The organism is Sulfitobacter indolifex, from assembly GCF_022788655.1.
In the GTDB taxonomy this organism is placed as follows: domain Bacteria; phylum Pseudomonadota; class Alphaproteobacteria; order Rhodobacterales; family Rhodobacteraceae; genus Sulfitobacter; species Sulfitobacter indolifex.
Genome location: NZ_CP084951.1, coordinates 2,058,120 through 2,078,414, shown reverse-complemented (window position 1 = coordinate 2,078,414; position 20,295 = coordinate 2,058,120). Strand labels below are relative to the sequence as shown.

Below are 20,295 nucleotides of genomic sequence, written 5' to 3'. Positions count from 1 at the left end.
ATATCGCAGCCGTTTTAAGCTAAGTGAAGTAAGCGGTGAAACGGTGTCCATGCCGCCTTCCGCACCGCAGCACACCCCCTAATCCGTGGATACTTGAATGTCGGCTTCGGGCGGAGAGCATCCTGGTGCTCCACCGCATTGGTCATATGAGCACCAGTAGCGCGGTATCACCGGTTCGAGCCCTTCATTGCCTTAAAGACGGCCCCCCATATCTCCCATTCTCAATGGCGCATTTTTGCATGGAGTCTACGAAATTGAATCGTGAAGCTTGCACCAGATACGCAACTGCGAAGGAATACGTGGAGGCGGTCAAGCTCGTAATTTCGAGCCCACACTATCATAACAAACATGTAATGGTAGCGATCCGACCAACACATTTACTCATTGGCTTCGCTTCGCTTAATGCGCTCGGCACTCGGCTTGGGCTCCTCATCGGTTCGTGCCTTAGCGGGTAATCCAGCGAGTGTGGCAAATGGAGAGCCCGTTGAGCGGTCACGGGAGATTTGCTGAAGCAGTTTCGCTGAGCTATGTTGGGCCTGTTGAGATATCGGGTGCCCTTTCATTGTTGATTTTTGAGCATTTGGTGCCACTTCGATCTGGCCGGAAGCAGCGTAAGTGGAATAAGTCGGAGTTGGCCGGATTCGCTTGGATGGCCCGACATTGGCGCGGGTCAGGCTCGAACGTTATCGGTCGGTTGCGTAATGCTACTAGGTAGCAATCGATCTCGGAGAACTTCCGGAAACCGTGGGAAACCCAAGGGAATCAAAAGAAGTGCAGTCAGAAGGTTGCAATCGCGAAGTTTGGATAAGTACTTGAACATAAATGTTGAAACGGCGGCCCGCCTCTCCGTCGCCCCGATGATGGACTGGACCGACCGCCATTGCCGCTATCTCCACCGGCTGCTGAGCCGCGAAACCCTGCTTTATACAGAGATGGTCACCGCCCCCGCTTTGGTACGCGGCGGCGCGCTGCATCTGCTGGATCACGATCCGTCTGAACATCCCGTGGCCCTGCAGCTTGGCGGCTCGGACCCCACAGAACTCGCGCAGGCGGCGCGGTTGGGGGCAGAGGCGGGCTATGATGAGATCAACCTCAACTGCGGCTGCCCGTCTGATCGGGTGCAGTCAGGCGCATTTGGCGCGGTGTTGATGCAGCAGCCGGGGCTGGTGGCGGATTGTGTCGATGCCATGCGCGCAGCTTGCGATGTCGAGGTCACGGTGAAATGCCGCATTGGCGTGGACGATCAGGCCCCTGAGGAAATCCTGCCCGAGTTTTTGGCGCGCATTGTGGCGGCGGGTTGCACCCGCGTTACGATCCATGCGCGCAAAGCGTGGTTGCAGGGGCTGAGCCCCAAGGAGAACCGCGATATCCCGCCGTTGGATTATGATCTCGTGCATCAGATGAAGGGGCTGTTTCCGAACCTGCATATCTCGGTCAATGGCGGGATTACCTCGCTCGATCAGGCCGAAGCCTTTCTTGACGCAGGTTTGGACGGCGTCATGGTGGGGCGCAGCGCTTATCATGCGCCGACCGACATCCTTGCCGGCGCGGATCGGCGCATCTACGGGCAGGGCGCGGACAGCAGTGCTGAGGCAGCGGTGCAGGGGATGTTGCCCTATATCGAGACACATCTGGCGAGCGGTGGGCGTTTGGGGCAGATCACCCGGCATATGCTGGGGCTTTTCGCCGGGCGGCCCGGGGCGCGGCAGTGGCGGCGCATCCTGTCCGAAGGGGCGCATAAGCCCGGCGCAGGGCCGGAATTGGTTGAGGCCGCCTTGGCCGAGGTCGCCGCGGCGCAGGAAAATGCCGCGGCGGGGTAGGGTTAAACGCTGGGCTCTGCCACCGGGCGCGGCCGCAGCAGCACCAGCGTGAGGAGGGCCGCCACCAGACCACAGGCCGCAATGGCCCCCAGCATCGGTGTGACAGTCCCGTCAAAGAACGGCCCGGCCAGCGCGATGGAAAGACCCCCCGCCACCATCTGCAAGGTGCCGCCCAGTGATGAGGCCAGCCCTGCGATATCGCCGTGATCGTCCAGCGCCACGACCATGACCGTCGGCACCACCACGCCGAGGCAGGCGTTGGCGCAGAACAGCCCCGCCATCACCAGATAGAGGCCCGGATCGGTTGCCAACGCCGTGAGAAAGATCGCCGCGGAGAAGAAGACGAAGCCCGCCACCCCGCGCCGAACGAGGCTGCGCATGCCCCAGCGTTCACCGAGCCATCCCGCCAGTTGCGAAGCCGAGAAGAAGCCGACCGCATTCACCGCAAAGGCCAGCGAAAACCCCGTCGGCCCCAGCCCGTATTGCCCGGTATAGACGAAGGGCGCGAAGGCGATGAAGACAAAAAACGATCCCATGGCGAAGCCACCGATAAAGGTCAGCCCCATGAAGATTGGATCGCTCAGCAGCACTTTCGCCCCGCGCCAAAGGTTGCGCGGATTAATCCGCACACGGCGTTTGACGGGCAGCGTCTCGGGCTGGGCGAGGGCGGTCAGCGCCAGCGCGGCGATGGCCAGCACGCCCAGTGTCACGAAGATGCCGCGCCAATCGGCCAGTGCCATCACCGCACTGCCCGCCAGAGGGGCCAACATCGGCGAGATTGAGATCACCAGCATCAGCATCGCCATCAACCGCGTGGCCTGCGTGCCGGTGTATTGGTCCCGGATGATCGCCCGCGGCACCACCATCAACACGGCGCCGCCAAGCCCCTGCAGCGCCCGCCAGCCGGTCAATGCCGCCATCGTCGGCGCGAAGGCAGCCCCGAATGAGGCGACCACGAAGAGCACCAGCCCCACCATGATCGGCAGCTTGCGCCCCGCCTGATCGGCCCAAGGACCGTAGAAAAGCTGACCCAGCCCGAAGGCGATGAAATAAGCGGTGATGGTTGCCTGAACTGCCGTTTCAGACGCGCCATAGCTGGCGGCGATGGCGGGCATGGCGGGCAGATACATGTCGATGGCGAAGGGGCCGACCAGCCCCAGCAACCCGAGAATGAGCGCTGAACGTAGCACGTTATGTCCTTTCGGATGGGATGGCCGGGGCCAAATGGGGGAGGCGGCAAGCGCAGGCCAACGCTTGGGGCCAACTTTCGCGCGCAACCTAACCTGAGCGGGAGGAAGTGCAACCCCCGCGTTATCGCCTTGAACCCCCGGCGCGAAACGGCTTGATAGAGCGCAACGACAGCCGGAGGGGCCCCATGCCAGAGTTGAACGATCTTTTTCCGATGCTGGTGCTTATCGCCCTAATCGGAGGGTTTGCCGGTGTTCTGGCAGGGCTGTTGGGCGTGGGCGGGGGGATCGTCTTGGTCCCTGCGTTTTTCTACGCGCTGCAGTCGCTGGGCTATGACGGGCCGCAACTGATGCAGATTTGCTTGGCGACATCGCTGGCGACGATCATCGTCACCTCCGCGCGCTCGGTCCATGCGCATAACAAGAAGGGCGCGGTTGATTGGGACATTCTGCGCAGTTGGGCGCCGGGGATTATGCTTGGGGCTGTTCTGGGCGTGCTGTTGGTGTCGCAATTGCGCACGGTCACGCTTCAGGCAATTTTTGGTGGGCTGGCGTTGATTGTGGGGCTTTACCTTGGCTTCGGGCGCAGTGAATGGCGGCTGGGAGAGACCATGCCGCGCGGCATCAAACGCGCGATCTTGTCGCCGATGGTTGGGTTTTTGTCGGTGCTCATGGGGATCGGCGGCGGCAGCTTTGGCGTCCCGCTGATGACATTGCACGGACGTCCCATTCATCGGGCCGTGGCCACGGCAGCAGGCTTTGGCCTGTTGATCGCTGTGCCCTCGGTCATCGCATTCCTATTTGTTGATATTGATCAAAACCGCCCGCCGTTCACTGTAGGCGCGGTTAATCTGGTGGCCTTTGGGACCGTGATTACTATGACCCTGATCACTGCGCCGTGGGGCGTGCGTTTGGCCCATGCGATGGACCCCAAACCGCTGAAACGAATCTTTGCCGTGTTTCTGGTGCTGGTGGCGATGAACATGTTGAGAAAGGCGCTTTGGGGCTAAGCCGACCTGTTTTTCACCTTAAACCTGCCGGAATGCGGCTGTTTCTGCCTAATTTCGGACAATGTTCATTAAATCGCCGCAATCTCGACACAAAGTAAGGGCTTAATGCCTTAACAAACGCAGAATCATCCAAACCAAGGGACGTGAAGAGATGGGCCAGACCGGGACCAAAGCAATCATCCTCAAGGGGCAGGGCAGCGACCTCGCCTATTGGAGACCTGCGCGCAGTGGTCGTCGGGCGTTTCGTTTTGACGGGATGTTCACCCGCGAAACCAGCCTGTCCTTCGCCCGCGCGTCTATCCCTGCGGCCAACTACGACGCGACGCCCATGGGCTACGATGATGCCACAGATGGCGAAGCGGCCCTTATTTTCCTAAATCAGATCATCCAACGCCGCGGCGCGTAACGCTGCGCTAGTCTCGGCGCCGCGCCAGCTTGGCAGCACGGCCCCCGCGCCTTTTGGCGTGGGCAGTGGCGCGTTGGGGCAGCTCTTCCATAATCGCGCGACGTTCCTCACCGCTCATGGCAGACCAGCGACCGATTTCATCAATCGAGCGTAGGCAACCGGTGCAAAGCCGGCTTTCGGGATGCACCACGCAGATGTTGATGCAGGGGCTTTCGACCTCATCGCGTTGCCAGACCTTTTTAGTCACGCCGCATCACCTGCAAGCGGTCCAAAAGCCCCTGAAGGATGTAGCCCGCCGCCACATGGTCGATCACCTCGGCGCGGCGTTTGCGGGTTGTGTCGGCCTCCAAAAGCGCGCGTTCGGCGGCCACGGTCGACAGGCGCTCATCCCAATAGGTAATCGGCAGCGGGGTGAGCCGATCAAAGTTGCGGGCAAAGGCGCGGGTAGATTGGCAGCGCGGCCCTTCGGAGCCGTCCATGTTACGCGGCAGGCCCAAGACCAGCCCACCAATGCGACGCTTGGCGATGATCTCGGCCAGACGCGCGGCATCCAGCCCAAACTTCTTGCGCCGCACTGTTTCCAGCGGGGTGGCAACCGACTGAAAGCTATCACTCACCGCGACGCCAATGGTCTTTTCGCCCAGATCGAGCCCGATCAGCGCCTGCATCGGGGGCAGGGCGGCAAGGAAATCAGCGGTGTCGTCAAAGATCATCCTGCGACCCCTGCGCGTTCTCCGGCGTTACGGATCATGTCCAATGCCGCGTTATCGCCCGAGAAGACCTCAAGCGCATTGTCATAGACTGCGCGGGCCTGATCTGTGTCGCCCAAAACGCCGAGCGACGTAATCAGCCGCGCCCAGTCCTGCGGCGGGCCGCCTTCGCTGGCCAGACGGTCAGAGAGGCCCGCGACCATGCCGCTGATCATCTCCATCCGGTCACCTGCGTCCATTTCCGAGGCAGCTTCGATGTCTTGGGCCGATGGACCACGCGCAGGCGCGCCAGTGCCTGTCTGAGGTATCTCGTAATCCACCCCGGCAAGGGCTGCGACCTGTGGTACCTGTACGCGGATCGGCTCGATCCAGGGCGCATCTGCTGGCCCACGCCGCAACAGCGCGTCCCAGATACGGAAACCGACATCCGGTCGCCCGGTCTGCACCATCATCAGCCCAAGGTAATAGCGCGCGCGGCCATCCTGCTCATCGCGGTTCAGCACTTCGCGCAGGGCCGTTTCCGCCTCGGGAGAGACATAGCCCCCCGCCGCCAGCACCAAAAGCTCGGCGTAATCGGCGATGTCCTTGGTGGTACGATCCGCGCCCTTGAGGCGCAGCACATTGCCCTGCGCCTCGGCTGCGGCGGCGAAATTGCCAATCCGGGCTTCGTTCTGGGCCAACAATACCTGACCTTGCACATCCTCTGGGCGTTCTTTGATCGTCGCGCGAAGCTGTTGGATCAGGGCAAGATAATCGGCGCTCAGCCCTTCGGTGTTGGGGCTGGCAGGCAGGCTTTCCACCGCGCTTTGCTGGTTGGGACGGTTGCGGCGCATGTCCTCGGCAAAGGCAATGCGGTCTGCCAGCGCCAGATCGCCATAGCCGGGCTGGCCCAGATGCCAATACAGCGCCAGTGACCCGGCACCCAAGGCTAGAATACTTGCGATCAGGACGACGGGCGCGGGGCGCGACGTGCTCTGCGCGCGCGTGTCGCGCCCGGCGTCGGTGGCAAGGATCCGGCGCGAGATTTCGGTACGGATGCGCGCGGCATCGGCCTCAGGCACCACACCGCGCGCAACATCACGCTCCACCTCGTCCAATTGGTCGCGGTAGACCTTAAGATCATAATCCGCCTGTGGGGGAAGGGGCGTATCCGCACCGCGCCATGCGGCCCGTGCCAGAAAACCACCCACGACAAGCGCCATTGCGCCAGAGAGAAACCAAAATATCATGCCCTCTACCTAACCTTTGCCCGGCGCCGACAAAAGACCGCATTTGCCACGCCCCCTGCGGCATTTTTCACCAATTGCGCCACATGTCGCAAAACCGCGTCTAAATGCCGTGGTGGTCATTTCGCAAATGTGTTCCTAGGCTCAGAAAAGACCACAGCCGCCCGCGCGGCCCGAATCCTTGCTGGGAAGTGACGTGATGAAGAAATACTCCGTTTTCGCAGTGGCCCGAGAGGCGATGCGCCATCATACGGGCTGGACCCGCGCGTGGCGCGATGCGCAGCCGAAAAAGCGCTATGATGTGATTATCGTCGGTGCCGGGGGGCATGGGCTGGCGACGGCTTATTACCTTGGCAAGAATTTCGGCATCACCAATGTGGCGGTGCTTGAGAAGGGATGGCTTGGCGGCGGTAACACCGGGCGCAATACGACGATCATCCGCTCTAACTATCTGCAAGACCCCTCTGCCGCGATCTATGAAAAGGCGCGCAGCCTTTACGAGACGATGAGCCAGGATCTGAACTACAACGTCATGTTCTCCCCGCGCGGGGTCATCATGCTGGCGCAGACCGAACATGAGGTGCGCGGCTATAAACGCACGGCGCACGCCAATGCGCTGCAGGGCGTCACCACCGAATTCATCGGGCCAGATCGTGTGAAACAACTGGTGCCAATCATCAACATCGACGGGCCGCGCTATCCGGTGCTGGGCGGTCTTTGGCAAGCGCGGGGCGGCACGGCGCGGCATGATGCGGTCGCTTGGGGCTATGCGCGGGCGTGCTCGGACATGGGCATGGACATCATCCAGCAATGCGAAGTCACCGGTGTGCGCCAATCAGGCGGCAAGGTCATCGGCGTCAGCACCACGCGCGGCGATATTGACTGCGATAAGCTTGGCATGGTGGTGGCAGGGCATTCGGGCCAGTTGGCGAATATGGCGGGCTTCCGGCTGCCGATTGAGAGCGTCGCCCTGCAAGCGCTGGTCAGCGAGCCGGTCAAACCCTGTATGGATGTCGTGGTGATGGCCAATACGGTGCATGGCTATATGAGCCAGTCCGATAAAGGTGAGATGGTCATTGGCGGCGGCACGGACGGGCATAACAACTACACCCAACGCGGCAGTTTTCACCATATCGAAGAGACGGTGCGCGCGCTGGTTGAGACTTTCCCGATGATCTCGCGCCTCAAAATGCTGCGCCAATGGGGCGGGATCGTGGATGTGACGGGCGACCGCTCTCCGATCCTTAGCAAGACCCCGGTTGAAGGGGTCTTTATCAACGGCGGTTGGGGCACGGGCGGGTTCAAGGCGATCCCCGGCTCGGGATGGGGCTTTGCGGAGTTGATGGCAAAGGGGCATTCGCCGTTGACGGAGGCTTTCGGGATGGAGCGTTTCGCCGAAGGGCGGTTTATTGACGAATCCGTGGCTGCAGGGGTGGCGCACTGATGTTGCGGATCGGCCACAAGTCGCTGATGCGTTGTATTGCACGGAACGAATTCGCCCGCGCTGGCGTTGCCTGTTCAGAACTTGAAATAAACGGAGCTGAACAATGGCAATCCCGGAAAACAATCGTACCGACCATACCGACCACACAAATACCACCACGACCACAACCACAACTGACCGTGGTGGCAGCAGCAGCCTCGCGTTTATCGTGGGTGCGGTTGTCGTTGTTGTGGCTCTGTTGGCCTACTTCCTCTTCGCAGGTGGTGACATCGACGGCGCGAATGACGTCAATGTTAACATCGAAGGCGCAGCCGAAAGCACCGGCGAAACCATCGAAGGTGCCGCCGAAGGCACAGCGGACGCTGTTGAAGAGACGGCTACACCGACTGAATAAACGCATCTTGGCAGCGCGCAGCGCTCTGCCCAGTTACGACCAACGCCGCTCCGCGCTTTTGCGCCGGGGCGGCGTTTTGCCGTTCTCCCCCTGCTCAGGAGCCTGCCCATGTTGATCCTCACCTGTCCCTGCTGCCATGTCACCGCCGAGGAGACAGAGTTTCACGGCGGCGGTGAAGCGCATCTGAAACGTGTGGGCCCGGGCGGGTCGGAAAACGATTTCGAAAGCTACCTGTTCATGCGCGAAAATCCAAAAGGCGTGCATCTAGAACGCTGGCGGCATGCATTTGGCTGCGGCAAGTGGTTCCACATGGCCCGCGATACCGCCACGCTAGAGGTCTTTGGCAGCTATTCGGCCCAGACCCTTGAGCCGCCGGATCATATCACTGACGCAATCCGCAAACGGCATCCCGATTGGCAATGGCACGCAGCCAGCTAAGCCCGCCTCGGCCCCAACCCAACCGGGAGGCATCCGCCCTCCACCAGCCCGCAAGGTTTCCCACGATGAGCACAAGACTGGCCACAGGCGGCCGCCTGCTGAACAAAAGCAAACCGCTGAGTTTCTCCTTTAACGGCAAACAGATGCGCGGCTATGAGGGGGACACGCTGGCGTCGGCGCTGCTGGCCAATGACCAAGTGCTGGTTGGGCGCTCGTTCAAATACCACCGCCCGCGCGGCATCGTGACCTCTGGCCCGGAAGAGCCCAATGGTCTGGTCGGCCTTGGCCAAGAGGGGCGGTTTGAACCCAACGCCCGCGTCACCACGACCGAGCTTTACGAGGGGCTGGAGGCGGCGAGCCAGAACCATTGGCCGAGCCTAGAGTTCGATGTGGGCGCGTTGAACAAACACCTAAGCCGCTTTCTGCCCGCCGGGTTCTACTACAAGATGTTCATGCATCCGCGCCCGTTGTGGAAGCATCTTTACGAGCCGATCATTCGTCATTCCGCAGGTTTGGGCAAAGCGCCGAAGGCGGCGGATGCGGATACCTATGAGCATTTCCACGCCTTCTGCGATGTGCTGGTCATCGGCGGCGGGGTCGCGGGGCTGCAAGCAGCACTGGCGGCGGGTCTTAGCGGTGCGCGGGTCATCGTGATGGAGCAGTCGGCCCTTTGGGGCGGGCGTGCGCCGGTCGATGGCGGCACGGTCGACGGCGCGCAGGTCGAGACGTGGATCACCGCGACCCTCGACCGCCTGCGCGGGATGGAGAATGTTGATCTGCGCGACCGGACCATGGGCGCGGGTGTTTACGACCACGGCTATGTCTTGGGCTATGAACGGCTGCGCGATCATGCGCCTGAAGTTGCCGGGCCGCGCCACCGCCTTTGGCGCGTGCGCGCGGGCCATGTGATCACCGCCACCGGGGCGATCGAGCGCCCGCTAAGCTTTGCTGGCAATGACGTGCCCGGTGTGATGCTGGCCTCGGCCATGCGGGACTATGTGGCGAATTACGGCGTCTCGCCTGGGGATCGCACCGTTCTGGTAACGAATAATGACAACGCCTATCTGACCGCCATCGCGCTGAAACAGGCGGGTCTTGAGGTACCTGCCGTGCTTGATGCGCGTGTGTTGCCACAAGACAGCGAACTGGTGGCGCAGGCCAAGGCGCTCGGCATTCGGGTGGTCATGGGGCAAGGGGTTTCCTCGGTTCTGGGCGGCAAACGGGTTACGGGCGTGGCCGTCTGTTCGCAGGCTGGTGAAGGCGCGGTGCTGGAAGAGATCGCTTGCGACGCGGTCGCCATGTCGGGCGGTTGGTCGCCTGTGGTGCACCTGTGGTCCCATTGTGGCGGCAAACTGACGTGGGATACGACCCATGCCTGCTTCCGCCCCGATCAGGATCATCCACCAACCGGCGCAGACGGGCACGGTTTCGTCACGCCCGCCGGGGCTGCCGCTGGGGTGTTCCCCTTGGATGACGTGCTGCATGACGCCCACGCCGCCGCTGATGGCGTGGCCACCTCGCTTGGGTTCAAACTGCCCCGCGATTTCACCTCGCCTGAGGCTACGCGCCGTGAAGAGGCGCCGATGATGCCGGTCTGGCAGATGCCACAGGGCGCCAGTGTGAAACTGCGCGAAAAGACCTTTCTGGACTATCAGAACGACGTGAAAGTCTCGGATGTGCGGCTGGCCGCGCAGGAGGGGTTCGTCTCGGTCGAGCATGCCAAACGCTATACCACGCTTGGCATGGCGACGGATCAAGGCAAGCTCAGCAATATCAACGGGCTGGCCACGTTGGCGGGGGCGCTGGACGCCGAAATTCCCAGCGTTGGCACCACCACTTTCCGGCCGCCCTATCACCCGATTTCGATGGGCTCGATTGCGGGCGCGGCGCGGGGCGACACTTTCCAGCCGATCCGCCGCACACCGCTGCATGATTGGCACGAAAGCAACGGCGCGATCTGGGAGCCGGTCGGCCAATGGCGGCGGCCCTATGCCTATGTGCAAAGCGGCGAGAGCACCCATGACGCGGTGATGCGCGAGGTCACCAACACACGCGAAAACCTCGGGCTGCTTGATGCCTCGACACTGGGCAAACTGATCGTGCGCGGCCCGGATGCGGCGCGGTTCCTCGACATGCTTTACACCAATATGATGTCGACGCTGAAGCCCGGCAAATGCCGCTATGGGCTGATGTGCAATGAAAACGGCTTCTTGATCGACGACGGCGTGGTCGCGCGGCTGGATGAGCAGACCTTCCTCTGCCACACGACCACCGGCGGGGCCGACAGCATCCATGCCCATATGGAAGAATGGCTCCAGACCGAGTGGTGGGACTGGAAAGTGCATGTGGTGAACGCCACCGAACATTATGCGCAAGTTGCCGTGGTTGGTCCCAACGCACGCAAATGTCTTGAGAAACTCGGCGGAATGGATCTGAGCCGTGAGGCACTTGGCTTCATGGAGTGGACCGAAGGTGAACTTGGGGGCTTCAAGGTGCGCGTCTTCCGCATCTCTTTCTCGGGCGAGCTGAGCTATGAGATCGCGGTTGAGGCCGGGCAGGGGCAAGCTTTCTGGGACGCGCTGCTGATCGCGGGGCATGACTTGGGCGTGATGCCCTATGGCACGGAATGTTTGCATATTCTGCGCGCCGAGAAGGGCTTTATCATGATCGGGGATGAAACCGACGGCACGGTGATCCCGCAAGACCTCGGCCTCAACTGGGCGATTTCGAAAAAGAAAGACGACTACCTTGGCAAGCGCGCGCAGGAGCGCAGCCACATGCAGGATCCGACCCGCTGGAAGCTGGTCGGGCTAGAAACCACCGATGGCAGCACCCTGCCGGATGGTGCCTATGCGCTTGGCGAGGGCGAGAACGAGAACGGCCAAAAGGTGATGCAGGGGCGCGTGACCTCGACCTATCAGTCGCCGACGCTTGATCGCGGCATTGCCATGGGGCTGGTGCTCAACGGGCCGGACCGGATGGGCGAGGTGCTGACCTTCCCTGGCACGGACGGCAAAACCTATGAGGCTAGAATCGTCGACCCGGTATTTTACGACCCCAAAGGGGAGAAACAGAATGTCTGAAGCCGTCACCGCTTTGAAGAACGCGCGTTATGATGCTGAAATTGCAACGATTTCTGAGGTTGGCCCCTTGGGAATGATCACCATTCGCGGCGATCTTGATGCGCCGTTCCTGCGCAAGGTTGTTAAAAAGGTCACCGGCGTTGAGCGCCCCGACCGCGGCATGTGCAACACCGGAGGCGTGGCTGGGGTCGCTTGGATGTCGCCGGATGAATTGCTGCTGATGTGCCCCCACGCGCAGGTGCCCGAGGTGCTGGCGCGGCTCCATGCAGCGTTTGAAGATACCCATACGCTGGCTGTCGATGTCTCCGGCGCGCGGGCGGCATTTCGGATCGAAGGCCCTCATGCCCGCGACGTGTTGGCCAAGCTTGCCCCGGTTGATCTGGCGCCCGCGACATTCACCCCCGGCATGTTCCGCCGTACCCGAATTGGTCAGGTGCCCGCCGCCTTTTGGCTGCTTGAAGACGGTGCCTTTCAGGTGGTCTGCTTCCGCTCTGTCGCGCAATATATGTTCGACCAGCTTAAGGTCGCAGCACAGCCCGGCGGCGAAGTCGGGCATTTCGGAGCCGGATAAAGCAGAGGAAAGTCCGACTATTCTGCTCGGAACGGATATGATTTGCGGACGTTGATCTTGACGTTGCCGCTTGATGCACATCAAGTGGCCGCAGCGAAATTCCAAAATGAGGAGGCCCCCGAAATGGCTTTTCAACTTCCCGATCTTCCCTATGCCCACGATGCGCTTGCTTCCAAAGGCATGTCCAAGGAAACGCTGGAATACCACCACGACAAGCACCACAACGCCTATGTGACCAACGGTAACAAGGCGATCGAAGGTACCGAGTGGGAGGGCAAGACCCTCGAAGAGATCATCAAAGGCACCTATGACGCGAATGCGGTCGCCCAGAATGGCATCTTCAACAACATCAGCCAGCTGTGGAACCACAACCAGTTCTGGGAAATGATGACCCCGAACGACAGCAAAATGCCCGGTGAGCTGGAAAAAGCGATCACCGAGAGCTTTGGTTCGGTCGACAAGTTCAAAGACGAGTTCAAAGCCGCAGGCGCGGGTCAGTTCGGCTCTGGCTGGGCCTGGCTGGTCAAGGCCAAAGACGGCGGCCTGAAGGTCAGCAAGACCGAGAACGGCGTGAACCCCGTTTGCTTTGGCCAGACTGCACTGCTGGGTTGTGACGTGTGGGAGCACTCCTACTACATCGACTACCGCAACGCGCGCCCTGACTACCTGTCGAACTTCCTCGACAATCTTGTGAACTGGGAAAACGTCGCATCGCGCCTGTGATTTGACGAACGCAGCCTTTAAGTTGCAGTTAACCAAGACCAAAACCCCGCAGTCCAGCTGCGGGGTTTTTCGTTGGAACCCAAGACCCTCCAGAACTGTTTTCCTACTGAGACTTCACGTCATAAGGAGGACAAGATGGCCGAGCGAAATCGATCCAACGACGGCAGCAAAGAAACCGATAAGTTCCTTTCTGACACCGATACACCAGATCAAGGCGGCCGCGCCGGTGGGGGGCTGCAAAAGGACGTAGGCACCCAAGACGCCCTGCGCCGCGCCGAAAAGGGTGAGGACGGCGTAACCCGCGTCACTGGCGAAGATAAGCGCAACCACGGAGAGCCTTCATGACCAAACTTAGCCAAGACACTTGGGTGTTGATCGCGGATGGCCAGAAAGCCCTTTTCCTGCAAAATCATACCGACGGCGATGACCCTTACCTTCAGGTCGTGCGGAAAGAAGAGCAGGAAAATCCCCCCACAAGAGAGCAGGCCGCCAACCGCCCCGGACGGATGAGCGATGGGCCAAGCGGCCACCGTTCAGCTTTCGATGATACAGATTGGCATGAATTGGAAAAAGAGCGCTTTGCCAAAGACTTGTCGGACATTCTTTACAAGCTCGCACATAAGGGCAGCTATGACCGGATCGTCTTGGTTGCCCCACCCGCGGTGCTGGGAGAGTTGCGTGACAACCTCCACAAAGAGGTGCAGAACAAGGTCGTGGGTGAAATCCCCAAGACCCTGACCAACCACCCCATTGATGAGATCGAAAAGATCGTCGCTGGGGAACTGGCAGACGCCTGACTTTACCCTTGGCGCGGGAATTGATTGCCGTCACAACTAGGCAATCTACCGCGCCAAGGATTCCCAATGACCGACACCACCAAAGGTATCGCCGCTATGATCGCGGCTTGTTCCATTTGGGGGCTGTCATCTATTTTCTACAAATTGCTATCCCACGTGCCTGCTGCCGAAGTGCTGGCGCACCGTACCCTGTGGTCGCTCGTGTTTTTCGTGATCTTGCTGACCGTACAGGGACGCCTGCGCGCGGTATTCGACGCGATGGCCGGGCTACGGGCCTTTGGCCTGCTGGCCTTCGCAGCTTTGATGATCGCGACGAATTGGTATCTGTTCATTTCTGCGGTGCAAAGCGGGCAGGCGACGGAGGCCGCCTTGGGCTATTACATTTTCCCGCTGGTTTCCGTGCTGCTGGGTCGTCTGGTCTATGCCGAGCGGCTAAGCCTTGTGCAGCTATTTGCGGTGGGTTTGGTGTCTGTGGCGGTTTCGGTGCTTACCTATGGACTGGGCACCGCGCCGTGGCTTGCCTTGGCACTCGCGGCCTCCTTCGGGCTCTATGGGCTCGCCAAAAAGCGGTTGGCGGTGGGGCCGGTGGTCTCTGTCACGGCGGAGGTCTTGCTTTTGTCGCCCCTCGCGGTCCTCGTGCTGTGGCAAACGGGTGACAATGGGGCCGGGGCCTTTGGTGTGTCTTTTCGCGATACGGCGCTGTTGATGCTGGCGGGTCCGATCACGGCGACACCGCTGATCTTGTTCAGCTACGCCGCGCGGCGGTCGTCGATGGCGACCGCCGGACTGCTAAGCTACATCAACCCGACCTTGCAGTTTTTCTGCGCCGTCGTCCTATTCCAAGAGCCGTTCACCGGCTGGCATGTCCAAGCCTTCGTGCTGATCTGGTGCGCCTTGGCGCTCTACTCGGTCAGCACGTTCCGTCAGGACAAAGCGCGCCGCAGGGCGCTAAGGGCCGCATCGGCATCCGCGACCACGGTGACGTAATCCAGCAGGGTCGCATCGGCAAAACCATGGGCCACGACGTGGTTCATCAGCGACATGAACGGATCCCAATAGCCGTTTGTGTTTACAAGGAAAATTGGCTTTTCATGCAGGCCCAGCTGGCGCCATGTCAGCACTTCGAAAAGCTCATCCAGTGATCCCGCACCACCGGGCAAGACCGCCACGGCATCGCAGTTCATGAACATGACTTTTTTGCGCTCATGCATCGTCTCGGTCACGATGTAGCGGGTCAGATCGGTCTTGCCGACTTCCCATGCTACCAGATGCGCAGGTATCACGCCAAAGGTGTCGCCGCCCGCTGCCTGCGCCGCGCGCGCGACACTGCCCATAAGGCCCACATCGCCCGCCCCGTAAACCAGCCGCAGCCCGGCTTCGGCCAGACCCCGGCCAAGTGCTTCGGCATCTTGGGTGAATGCATCGTTATCGCCGGGGCGGGAGCCGCAATAGACACAGACAGAATGTTGCATGGTAAAGTGTCCTGATGATTTGGAAAAATCGGCGCAGATGGTCTGCGCTTTTGACCCCTGTTAGCCTGCTTGCTAAAAAGGCTCAACCACAGGGGAAGTAGAAGATGTTAAAGGGACTTGGTCGGTTTGGCGGCATGGGGGCAATGGCGGCGGGCGCCTTTGCGGCGGCGGTGCTCGCACTTGGGGCGTGGATCGGCAGCAAACGCGCCGGCCCGGAAGACGCGCCGCAAAGCGCCGTGGCCGTGGTCCCTGAACGCGATGCTACGCCGGAAAATGCCACCCTTGCGCCAAATGCCGTGCAGGGCGTTTCTGTCGGGCCCGAAGGCGCGGCGGCGACAGCGCCTGACGCCCCGGTTGATACTTCTGAGGTGGCCCCGAACCACCAGGCGCCCACCTTTGACGAAGTGCGTCGCGAAAGCGACGGGATGACCGTGATCGCAGGCCGCGCGGCGCCCGGCAGCACCGTCCTCGTGCTGAAAGACGGTGAAGAGATCGCCAGCGCCACCGCCGATGGGTCGGGCAAGTTTGCCACCCTCGCGATGGTTCAACCAAGTGAGACGGGCCATGTGTTAACCCTTTTGGGTCAGGACGGTGCAAACAAGATCGCGTCGGAAGAGGAAATCATTCTTACGCCGACGGCTTCCCCCGATGCGCCGGTAGAGTTGGCTCAGGCAGATACCGCGCCCAAGCAAAGCCCGCTTGATCTGGTGGAAGAGACTGCTGACCTTGGTGCGCAGAGCGAGGGTGCCGCAGCTAAGTCGGCTGAGGCTGAGGGCGTGCCCGAAACTCAAGACACAACACCGCTTGCTGGAGCTGGGACGGCTCAAGAGCAGAGCGCGGATGCGGCCCCGTCAGAGAAGACCCGCGATTCAGATGGTCCTGCCGAGACGTCAGCGGCGACTGATAGCGAGGCTACGTTGTCCGACACAGCGCCTGAGCCGGCGACCCCGCTCGCAGGAACTGCAACCTCGGTGCCGCAGAATGCCGAGGCTGAAGGCCAGATGGGTACAACCACCGCTGCAACGCCGCTTGCAGATACCGGTACGGCTCAAGTCGACAATACCGTAGCGGCGGGGCAGGCCGCGCCGACGAGCGAGGCAGGCCAGATCAACGGTGCAACCGATCCGGCGCAGGCCACGCCCTTATCTGGCACCGGGACCGATGCGTCAGATGCCTCGACGTCCGCAGAGCAGACGCGCGCCGCTAAAGAAGGGGGCGCGTCTGATACCGAAACCGATCCGGCGCAGGCCACGCCGCTTTCCGGCGTCGGCACAACCAACAGTCCCGCGCCGACAGGGCAGAACCCAGATGGTGCGGAGGTTGAGGGGCTCGCGAATGGAACCGCTCCGACCCCAGCCACGCCGTTGGCTGAGACGGGAACTGCGGAGCCAGAGGTACCTTCAAACGCAGAACCATCCGCCCAAGCGACGCTGACACCGGACACTACCACCGTTCCCGAGAGCACGGCGCCAGCCTTCGAAAACCCAGCCGCGCCAGAAACCGCGCCAACCCGACCTCCCGCGCCGGCTCCGGTGCTGAAATCCACCGCTGACGGGGTTGAGCGGCTCGACACCGCGCCACCGCAGGTCATGACCAATGTGGCGCTCGACACTATCGGCTATTCCGATCAGGGGGATGTGCAACTTGCAGGCCGGGCCCAACCCGATACCAGCGAAGTGCGCGTCTATCTGAACAACAACGCGGTGATCAGCCTGCCGGTCGATCAAGAGGGCCGTTGGCGGGGCGATCTGCCCAATGTTGATGAGGGCGTCTATACTCTGCGGGTGGATGAGCTTTCCAGTGCAGGCGATGTGACGAGCCGGGTGGAGACCCCGTTCAAGCGCGAATCCCCCGAGGTGCTGGCCGCCGCCACGGAGGGGCAGACCGGACCGCTGAACGCAGTGACAGTCCAAAAAGGCGATACGCTCTGGGCGATCTCGCGTGACCGCTACGGCGATCCCTTGCTTTACGTTAAGGTGTTCGAGGCCAATAGCGCCAACATCGGCGACCCCGATCTGATCTACCCCGGACAGGTCTTTGACCTTCCCGAAGAGCCCGCTTCGGAGTGATCGACGCCCGACCTCAGGGGCCGAAACCGGGGCGGCATTCGCAGCGCGCAGAGCCGCTGTGCGCCGCCCCCCACTGGCAACCCTTGGCTTTGGGGCCTATGTAGCCTGTAATCACTTCAGGAATTCCCATGCCAGCCGATACAGACCAAACGCCCGCCGCGCGTCGGCGCGACCGCAAAACCCCTAAGCCTGACCGCATCCCCACCGAGGCCGAGATGATTGACGCCGCCGAGCGTCAGTCGGGCTTTTTGGTGCTGCGCAAAGTAGCGCCCTACCTTTGGCCCAAGGATATGCCTTGGGTGAAGCGCCGGGTGATCTTGGCCATGCTGGCGCTTTTCGTGTCGAAACTGATCATCGTCGCCACGCCGTTCTTCTACCGCGACGCGGTGGATGCGCTGGCGGGCGAGGGTGCGCCGATGCTGGTGCTTGGGGCCATTGGTCTTACCGTGGCTTATGGCATGGCGCGGCTGATGGGCGTGGGTTTTCAACAGGTGCGCGATGCGGTCTTTGCCCGCGTCGGGCAGCGCGCCTTGCGGATGCTGGCGCTTGAGACCTTTCAGCACATCCACAAACTGTCGATGCGCTACCACATCACCCGCAAAACCGGGGGGCTGAGCCGGATCATCGAGCGCGGGGTCAAGGGTGTCGACTTTCTGCTGCGCTTCTTGCTCTTCTCCATCGGGCCGCTGATCCTTGAGTTGATCCTTGTCGGCGTGATCCTCGCCGTGCTGTTCGACATTTGGTATCTGGTGGTCGTGACCGTGACCATCGCGATCTATGTCTGGTTCACTTTTGCCGTCACCGAATGGAGGGTGCGCCTCCGGCGGCAGATGAACGACAGCGACACCGAAGCCAACCAACGCGCGATCGACAGTCTGCTGAATTATGAGACGGTGAAGTATTTCGGTGCCGAGGGCCGCGAGGCCGCGCGCTATGACCTAGCGATGGCCGACTATGAAAACGCGGCGATCAAGACGAACTATTCGCTCGCGTTCCTTAACTTCGGCCAAGCGCTGATCATCACGGCAGGGCTTATCGGCGTCATGGTGATGGCGGCGATGGGCGTGCAAAGCGGTGAGCTTAGCGTCGGTGATTTTGTCATGGTCAACTCTTATATGATCCAATTGACCGTGCCGCTGAACTTCCTCGGCACCGTTTATCGCGAGATCCGTCAGGCGCTGGTGGATATGGGGCAGATGTTCGGCCTGCTCGAACAACCGGCTGAGATTGATGACAAGCCCAATGCGCCAGACCTTAAAGTCACCGGCGGCCATGTGTCGTTGGAAAACGTGCGCTTTGCCTATGACACCGACCGGGAAATCCTCAAAGGCGTCTCGCTAGAGGCGCGACCGGGGGAGACTGTGGCGATTGTCGGCTCGACCGGGTCCGGCAAGTCCACCATCGGGCGGCTGTTGTTCCGCTTTTACGATGTGGCCGGTGGCGCGCTGAAGATTGACGGCCAAGATGTGCGCGACGTAACGCAGCATTCGCTGCATATGGCGATTGGCGTGGTGCCCCAGGACACGGTGCTGTTCAACGATACCATTGGGTACAACATCGCCTATGGCCGCGACGGGGCCACGCAGGCGGAGGTCGAGGACGCCGCCCGCGCGGCGCAAATCCATGACTTCATCATGACGCTGCCGCAGGGCTATGAGACCACAGTTGGCGAACGCGGGCTGAAACTCTCGGGCGGTGAGAAACAGCGCGTGGGCATCGCCCGGACGTTGTTGAAAGACCCGCCGATCCTGCTGCTGGACGAGGCGACAAGCGCGCTCGACAGTGAGACGGAGCATGAGATCCAAGACGCGCTGCGCCGTGCAGGGCAGGGGCGCACGGTACTGACCATCGCCCACCGTCTGTCGACCATCGCCGAGGCGGATCGCATCGTCGTGCTGGAAAAGGGTGAGATCATGGAGCAGGGCAGCCATGAGGCACTGCTGGCCAAAGGCGGGCGTTATGCTCAACTCTGGCAGCGCCAACAGGCGGAAGAAGAGCAGATTTAACGCAAACCCCGCCCTCTGTTATGACAGGCGGGCGGGGCATTGCCGCCGATGGCGTTTTTGACGCTGATCTGCTCTTGCGCTGCGCCAATCGGCACACGATATCTACCGCCATGACCGATCTCTCCACCTCACCGCAATCATCGCTCCGCGCCCGTGCGGCACGACTGGCTGACCGCCCCTCGTTCCAGAATTTCATTCTGGCCGTGATTCTCTTTAATGCCGTGATCTTGGGGCTTGAGACCTCGGACGAGGTGATGGCGCAGGTGGGCCCGCTGATCCTGCTGCTCGACAAGGTCTGCCTTAGCATTTTTGTCATTGAGATCGCGATCAAGCTCTACGGCCGGGGGATGGATTTCTTCAAACGCGGATGGAGCATCTTTGATTTTGTGATCGTCGCCATCTCGCTAATCCCGGCCACCCAAGGCCTTAGCGTTCTGCGCGCCCTGCGCATCCTGCGCCTGCTGCGCGTTGTCTCCGTCGCCCCCTCGCTGCGCCGCGTGGTCGAGGGGCTGGTCAATGCGCTGCCGGGCATGGGGTCGGTTTTCCTGCTGATGGGGGTGATCTTTTACATCGCGTCCGTGATGGCCACGAAACTCTTTGGCGCTGACTTCCCGCAGTGGTTCGGCACGCTAAGCCGGTCGGGCTATTCGCTGTTTCAGATCATGACGCTTGAGTCGTGGTCCATGGGGATCGTGCGCCCGGTGATGGAAATCTATCCCTATGCGTGGATGTTCTTTGTGCCCTTCATCATGGTCACGACCTTCGCGGTGGTGAACCTGTTGGTGGGTCTGATCGTCAACTCGATGCAAGACGCGCATCATGAGGAAAGCAACGAGCAGACCAATACCTACCGTGATGAGGTCATGTCGCGGCTGACCGATCTGGAAAACCTGATCAAAGCGCAGAACACCCCGCCCAAACGCTGAGGTCCGGGCGGGG

Annotated in this window: 20 protein-coding genes; 15 read left to right on the top strand and 5 right to left on the bottom strand. The window is 61.3% G+C overall.

Annotated features, from left to right (window positions below):
* The first annotated feature begins 857 nt into the window (after positions 1-857).
* The gene (gene dusA, locus DSM14862_RS10145) at positions 858-1,820 is read left to right on the top strand and encodes a tRNA dihydrouridine(20/20a) synthase DusA (protein WP_050770412.1); all 963 of its coding nucleotides are present in this window, start codon (positions 858-860) and stop codon (positions 1,818-1,820) included.
* A gap of 2 nt (positions 1,821-1,822) precedes the next feature.
* Here the strand turns inward: dusA and DSM14862_RS10140 are convergent, their stop codons facing one another.
* The gene (locus DSM14862_RS10140; protein ID WP_007120179.1) at positions 1,823-3,010 is read right to left on the bottom strand and encodes a multidrug effflux MFS transporter; all 1,188 of its coding nucleotides are present in this window, start codon (positions 3,008-3,010) and stop codon (positions 1,823-1,825) included.
* A 185-nt stretch (positions 3,011-3,195) separates the two neighbouring features.
* Here DSM14862_RS10140 and DSM14862_RS10135 point away from each other — a divergent pair, with 185 nt between their 5' ends.
* Complete coding sequence (locus DSM14862_RS10135) at positions 3,196-4,017, top strand: sulfite exporter TauE/SafE family protein (protein ID WP_007120178.1); 822 nt, start codon at positions 3,196-3,198, stop codon at positions 4,015-4,017.
* A gap of 151 nt (positions 4,018-4,168) precedes the next feature.
* Positions 4,169-4,423, top strand: a complete 255-nt coding sequence (locus DSM14862_RS10130; RefSeq protein WP_007120177.1) for a hypothetical protein — start codon at positions 4,169-4,171, stop codon at positions 4,421-4,423.
* Positions 4,424-4,430: 7 nt separating this feature from the next.
* Here DSM14862_RS10130 and DSM14862_RS10125 read toward each other — a convergent pair whose 3' ends face one another.
* From DSM14862_RS10125 to ccmI, 3 genes are read right to left on the bottom strand one after another with little or no spacing between them, the layout of a single operon-like run.
* On the bottom strand, positions 4,431-4,670 hold the full coding sequence (locus tag DSM14862_RS10125) for a DUF1289 domain-containing protein (RefSeq protein WP_007120176.1): 240 nt from the start codon (positions 4,668-4,670) through the stop codon (positions 4,431-4,433).
* Entirely contained in the window at positions 4,663-5,136 is a 474-nt protein-coding gene (ruvX, locus tag DSM14862_RS10120) for a Holliday junction resolvase RuvX (protein WP_007120175.1), read from the bottom strand. Before ruvX ends, DSM14862_RS10125 begins: the two co-directional genes overlap by 8 nt.
* Positions 5,133-6,362 (bottom strand): c-type cytochrome biogenesis protein CcmI, encoded by a 1,230-nt coding sequence (gene ccmI, locus DSM14862_RS10115; RefSeq protein ID WP_007120174.1) that lies wholly within the window; start codon positions 6,360-6,362, stop codon positions 5,133-5,135. Before ccmI ends, ruvX begins: the two co-directional genes overlap by 4 nt.
* Positions 6,363-6,558: 196 nt before the next feature.
* Between ccmI and DSM14862_RS10110 the strand changes: the two genes are divergently transcribed.
* The 9 genes from DSM14862_RS10110 to rarD all read left to right on the top strand — a co-directional run bounded on the left by DSM14862_RS10110 (position 6,559) and on the right by rarD (position 14,796).
* The gene (locus tag DSM14862_RS10110; protein ID WP_007120173.1) at positions 6,559-7,803 is read left to right on the top strand and encodes a sarcosine oxidase subunit beta family protein; all 1,245 of its coding nucleotides are present in this window, start codon (positions 6,559-6,561) and stop codon (positions 7,801-7,803) included.
* 103 nt (positions 7,804-7,906) lie between these two features.
* A complete protein-coding gene (locus tag DSM14862_RS10105; RefSeq protein ID WP_007120172.1) occupies positions 7,907-8,197 on the top strand; it encodes a hypothetical protein in 291 nt (96 codons plus the stop codon).
* Positions 8,198-8,305: 108 nt separating this feature from the next.
* Positions 8,306-8,635, top strand: a complete 330-nt coding sequence (locus DSM14862_RS10100) for a sarcosine oxidase subunit delta (protein ID WP_007120171.1) — start codon at positions 8,306-8,308, stop codon at positions 8,633-8,635.
* A 65-nt stretch (positions 8,636-8,700) separates the two neighbouring features.
* Complete coding sequence (locus tag DSM14862_RS10095) at positions 8,701-11,718, top strand: sarcosine oxidase subunit alpha family protein (RefSeq protein WP_007120170.1); 3,018 nt, start codon at positions 8,701-8,703, stop codon at positions 11,716-11,718.
* The gene (locus tag DSM14862_RS10090) at positions 11,711-12,289 is read left to right on the top strand and encodes a sarcosine oxidase subunit gamma (RefSeq protein WP_007120169.1); all 579 of its coding nucleotides are present in this window, start codon (positions 11,711-11,713) and stop codon (positions 12,287-12,289) included. Before DSM14862_RS10095 ends, DSM14862_RS10090 begins: the two co-directional genes overlap by 8 nt.
* A gap of 123 nt (positions 12,290-12,412) precedes the next feature.
* Positions 12,413-13,012, top strand: a complete 600-nt coding sequence (locus tag DSM14862_RS10085; protein ID WP_007120168.1) for a superoxide dismutase — start codon at positions 12,413-12,415, stop codon at positions 13,010-13,012.
* Between the two features lie 135 nt (positions 13,013-13,147).
* The gene (locus DSM14862_RS10080; protein ID WP_007120167.1) at positions 13,148-13,357 is read left to right on the top strand and encodes a hypothetical protein; all 210 of its coding nucleotides are present in this window, start codon (positions 13,148-13,150) and stop codon (positions 13,355-13,357) included.
* A complete protein-coding gene (locus DSM14862_RS10075; RefSeq protein WP_007120166.1) occupies positions 13,354-13,809 on the top strand; it encodes a host attachment family protein in 456 nt (151 codons plus the stop codon). Before DSM14862_RS10080 ends, DSM14862_RS10075 begins: the two co-directional genes overlap by 4 nt.
* A 66-nt stretch (positions 13,810-13,875) precedes the next feature.
* Positions 13,876-14,796, top strand: a complete 921-nt coding sequence (rarD, locus tag DSM14862_RS10070; RefSeq protein WP_007120165.1) for an EamA family transporter RarD — start codon at positions 13,876-13,878, stop codon at positions 14,794-14,796.
* Here the strand turns inward: rarD and DSM14862_RS10065 are convergent.
* Positions 14,733-15,281: an LOG family protein gene (locus DSM14862_RS10065; RefSeq protein WP_007120164.1), complete on the bottom strand. Its 549-nt coding sequence runs from the start codon at positions 15,279-15,281 to the stop codon at positions 14,733-14,735. The two genes, rarD and DSM14862_RS10065, sit on opposite strands and share 64 nt — an antisense overlap.
* 104 nt (positions 15,282-15,385) lie before the next feature.
* Between DSM14862_RS10065 and DSM14862_RS10060 the strand changes: the two genes are divergently transcribed.
* From DSM14862_RS10060 to DSM14862_RS10050, 3 genes are all read left to right on the top strand, one after another.
* Positions 15,386-17,350 carry a LysM peptidoglycan-binding domain-containing protein gene (locus tag DSM14862_RS10060; protein ID WP_243254240.1) on the top strand — a complete coding sequence of 655 codons (1,965 nt, stop codon included), beginning with the start codon at positions 15,386-15,388 and terminating at the stop codon, positions 17,348-17,350.
* 215 nt (positions 17,351-17,565) lie between these two features.
* A complete protein-coding gene (locus DSM14862_RS10055) occupies positions 17,566-19,356 on the top strand; it encodes an ABCB family ABC transporter ATP-binding protein/permease (RefSeq protein WP_243254374.1) in 1,791 nt (596 codons plus the stop codon).
* Between the two features lie 110 nt (positions 19,357-19,466).
* A complete protein-coding gene (locus tag DSM14862_RS10050; RefSeq protein ID WP_040701411.1) occupies positions 19,467-20,282 on the top strand; it encodes an ion transporter in 816 nt (271 codons plus the stop codon).
* The last annotated feature ends 13 nt before the right edge of the window (positions 20,283-20,295 follow it).

What these genes read in the sequence shown, in the direction of transcription:
- DSM14862_RS10065 (WP_007120164.1), bottom strand. Translation starts at nt 15,281, where the DNA reads ATGCAACATTCTGTCTGTGTCTATTGCGGCTCCCGCCCCGGCGATAAC.
- DSM14862_RS10135 (WP_007120178.1), top strand. Translation starts at nt 3,196, where the DNA reads ATGCCAGAGTTGAACGATCTTTTTCCGATGCTGGTGCTTATCGCCCTA.
- DSM14862_RS10055 (WP_243254374.1), top strand. Translation starts at nt 17,566, where the DNA reads ATGATTGACGCCGCCGAGCGTCAGTCGGGCTTTTTGGTGCTGCGCAAA.
- dusA (WP_050770412.1), top strand. Translation starts at nt 858, where the DNA reads ATGATGGACTGGACCGACCGCCATTGCCGCTATCTCCACCGGCTGCTG.
- DSM14862_RS10080 (WP_007120167.1), top strand. Translation starts at nt 13,148, where the DNA reads ATGGCCGAGCGAAATCGATCCAACGACGGCAGCAAAGAAACCGATAAG.
- rarD (WP_007120165.1), top strand. Translation starts at nt 13,876, where the DNA reads ATGACCGACACCACCAAAGGTATCGCCGCTATGATCGCGGCTTGTTCC.
- DSM14862_RS10090 (WP_007120169.1), top strand. Translation starts at nt 11,711, where the DNA reads ATGTCTGAAGCCGTCACCGCTTTGAAGAACGCGCGTTATGATGCTGAA.
- ccmI (WP_007120174.1), bottom strand. Translation starts at nt 6,362, where the DNA reads ATGATATTTTGGTTTCTCTCTGGCGCAATGGCGCTTGTCGTGGGTGGT.
- DSM14862_RS10100 (WP_007120171.1), top strand. Translation starts at nt 8,306, where the DNA reads ATGTTGATCCTCACCTGTCCCTGCTGCCATGTCACCGCCGAGGAGACA.
- DSM14862_RS10060 (WP_243254240.1), top strand. Translation starts at nt 15,386, where the DNA reads ATGTTAAAGGGACTTGGTCGGTTTGGCGGCATGGGGGCAATGGCGGCG.
- DSM14862_RS10110 (WP_007120173.1), top strand. Translation starts at nt 6,559, where the DNA reads ATGAAGAAATACTCCGTTTTCGCAGTGGCCCGAGAGGCGATGCGCCAT.
- DSM14862_RS10095 (WP_007120170.1), top strand. Translation starts at nt 8,701, where the DNA reads ATGAGCACAAGACTGGCCACAGGCGGCCGCCTGCTGAACAAAAGCAAA.
- DSM14862_RS10075 (WP_007120166.1), top strand. Translation starts at nt 13,354, where the DNA reads ATGACCAAACTTAGCCAAGACACTTGGGTGTTGATCGCGGATGGCCAG.
- DSM14862_RS10105 (WP_007120172.1), top strand. Translation starts at nt 7,907, where the DNA reads ATGGCAATCCCGGAAAACAATCGTACCGACCATACCGACCACACAAAT.
- DSM14862_RS10130 (WP_007120177.1), top strand. Translation starts at nt 4,169, where the DNA reads ATGGGCCAGACCGGGACCAAAGCAATCATCCTCAAGGGGCAGGGCAGC.
- DSM14862_RS10050 (WP_040701411.1), top strand. Translation starts at nt 19,467, where the DNA reads ATGACCGATCTCTCCACCTCACCGCAATCATCGCTCCGCGCCCGTGCG.
- DSM14862_RS10085 (WP_007120168.1), top strand. Translation starts at nt 12,413, where the DNA reads ATGGCTTTTCAACTTCCCGATCTTCCCTATGCCCACGATGCGCTTGCT.
- ruvX (WP_007120175.1), bottom strand. Translation starts at nt 5,136, where the DNA reads ATGATCTTTGACGACACCGCTGATTTCCTTGCCGCCCTGCCCCCGATG.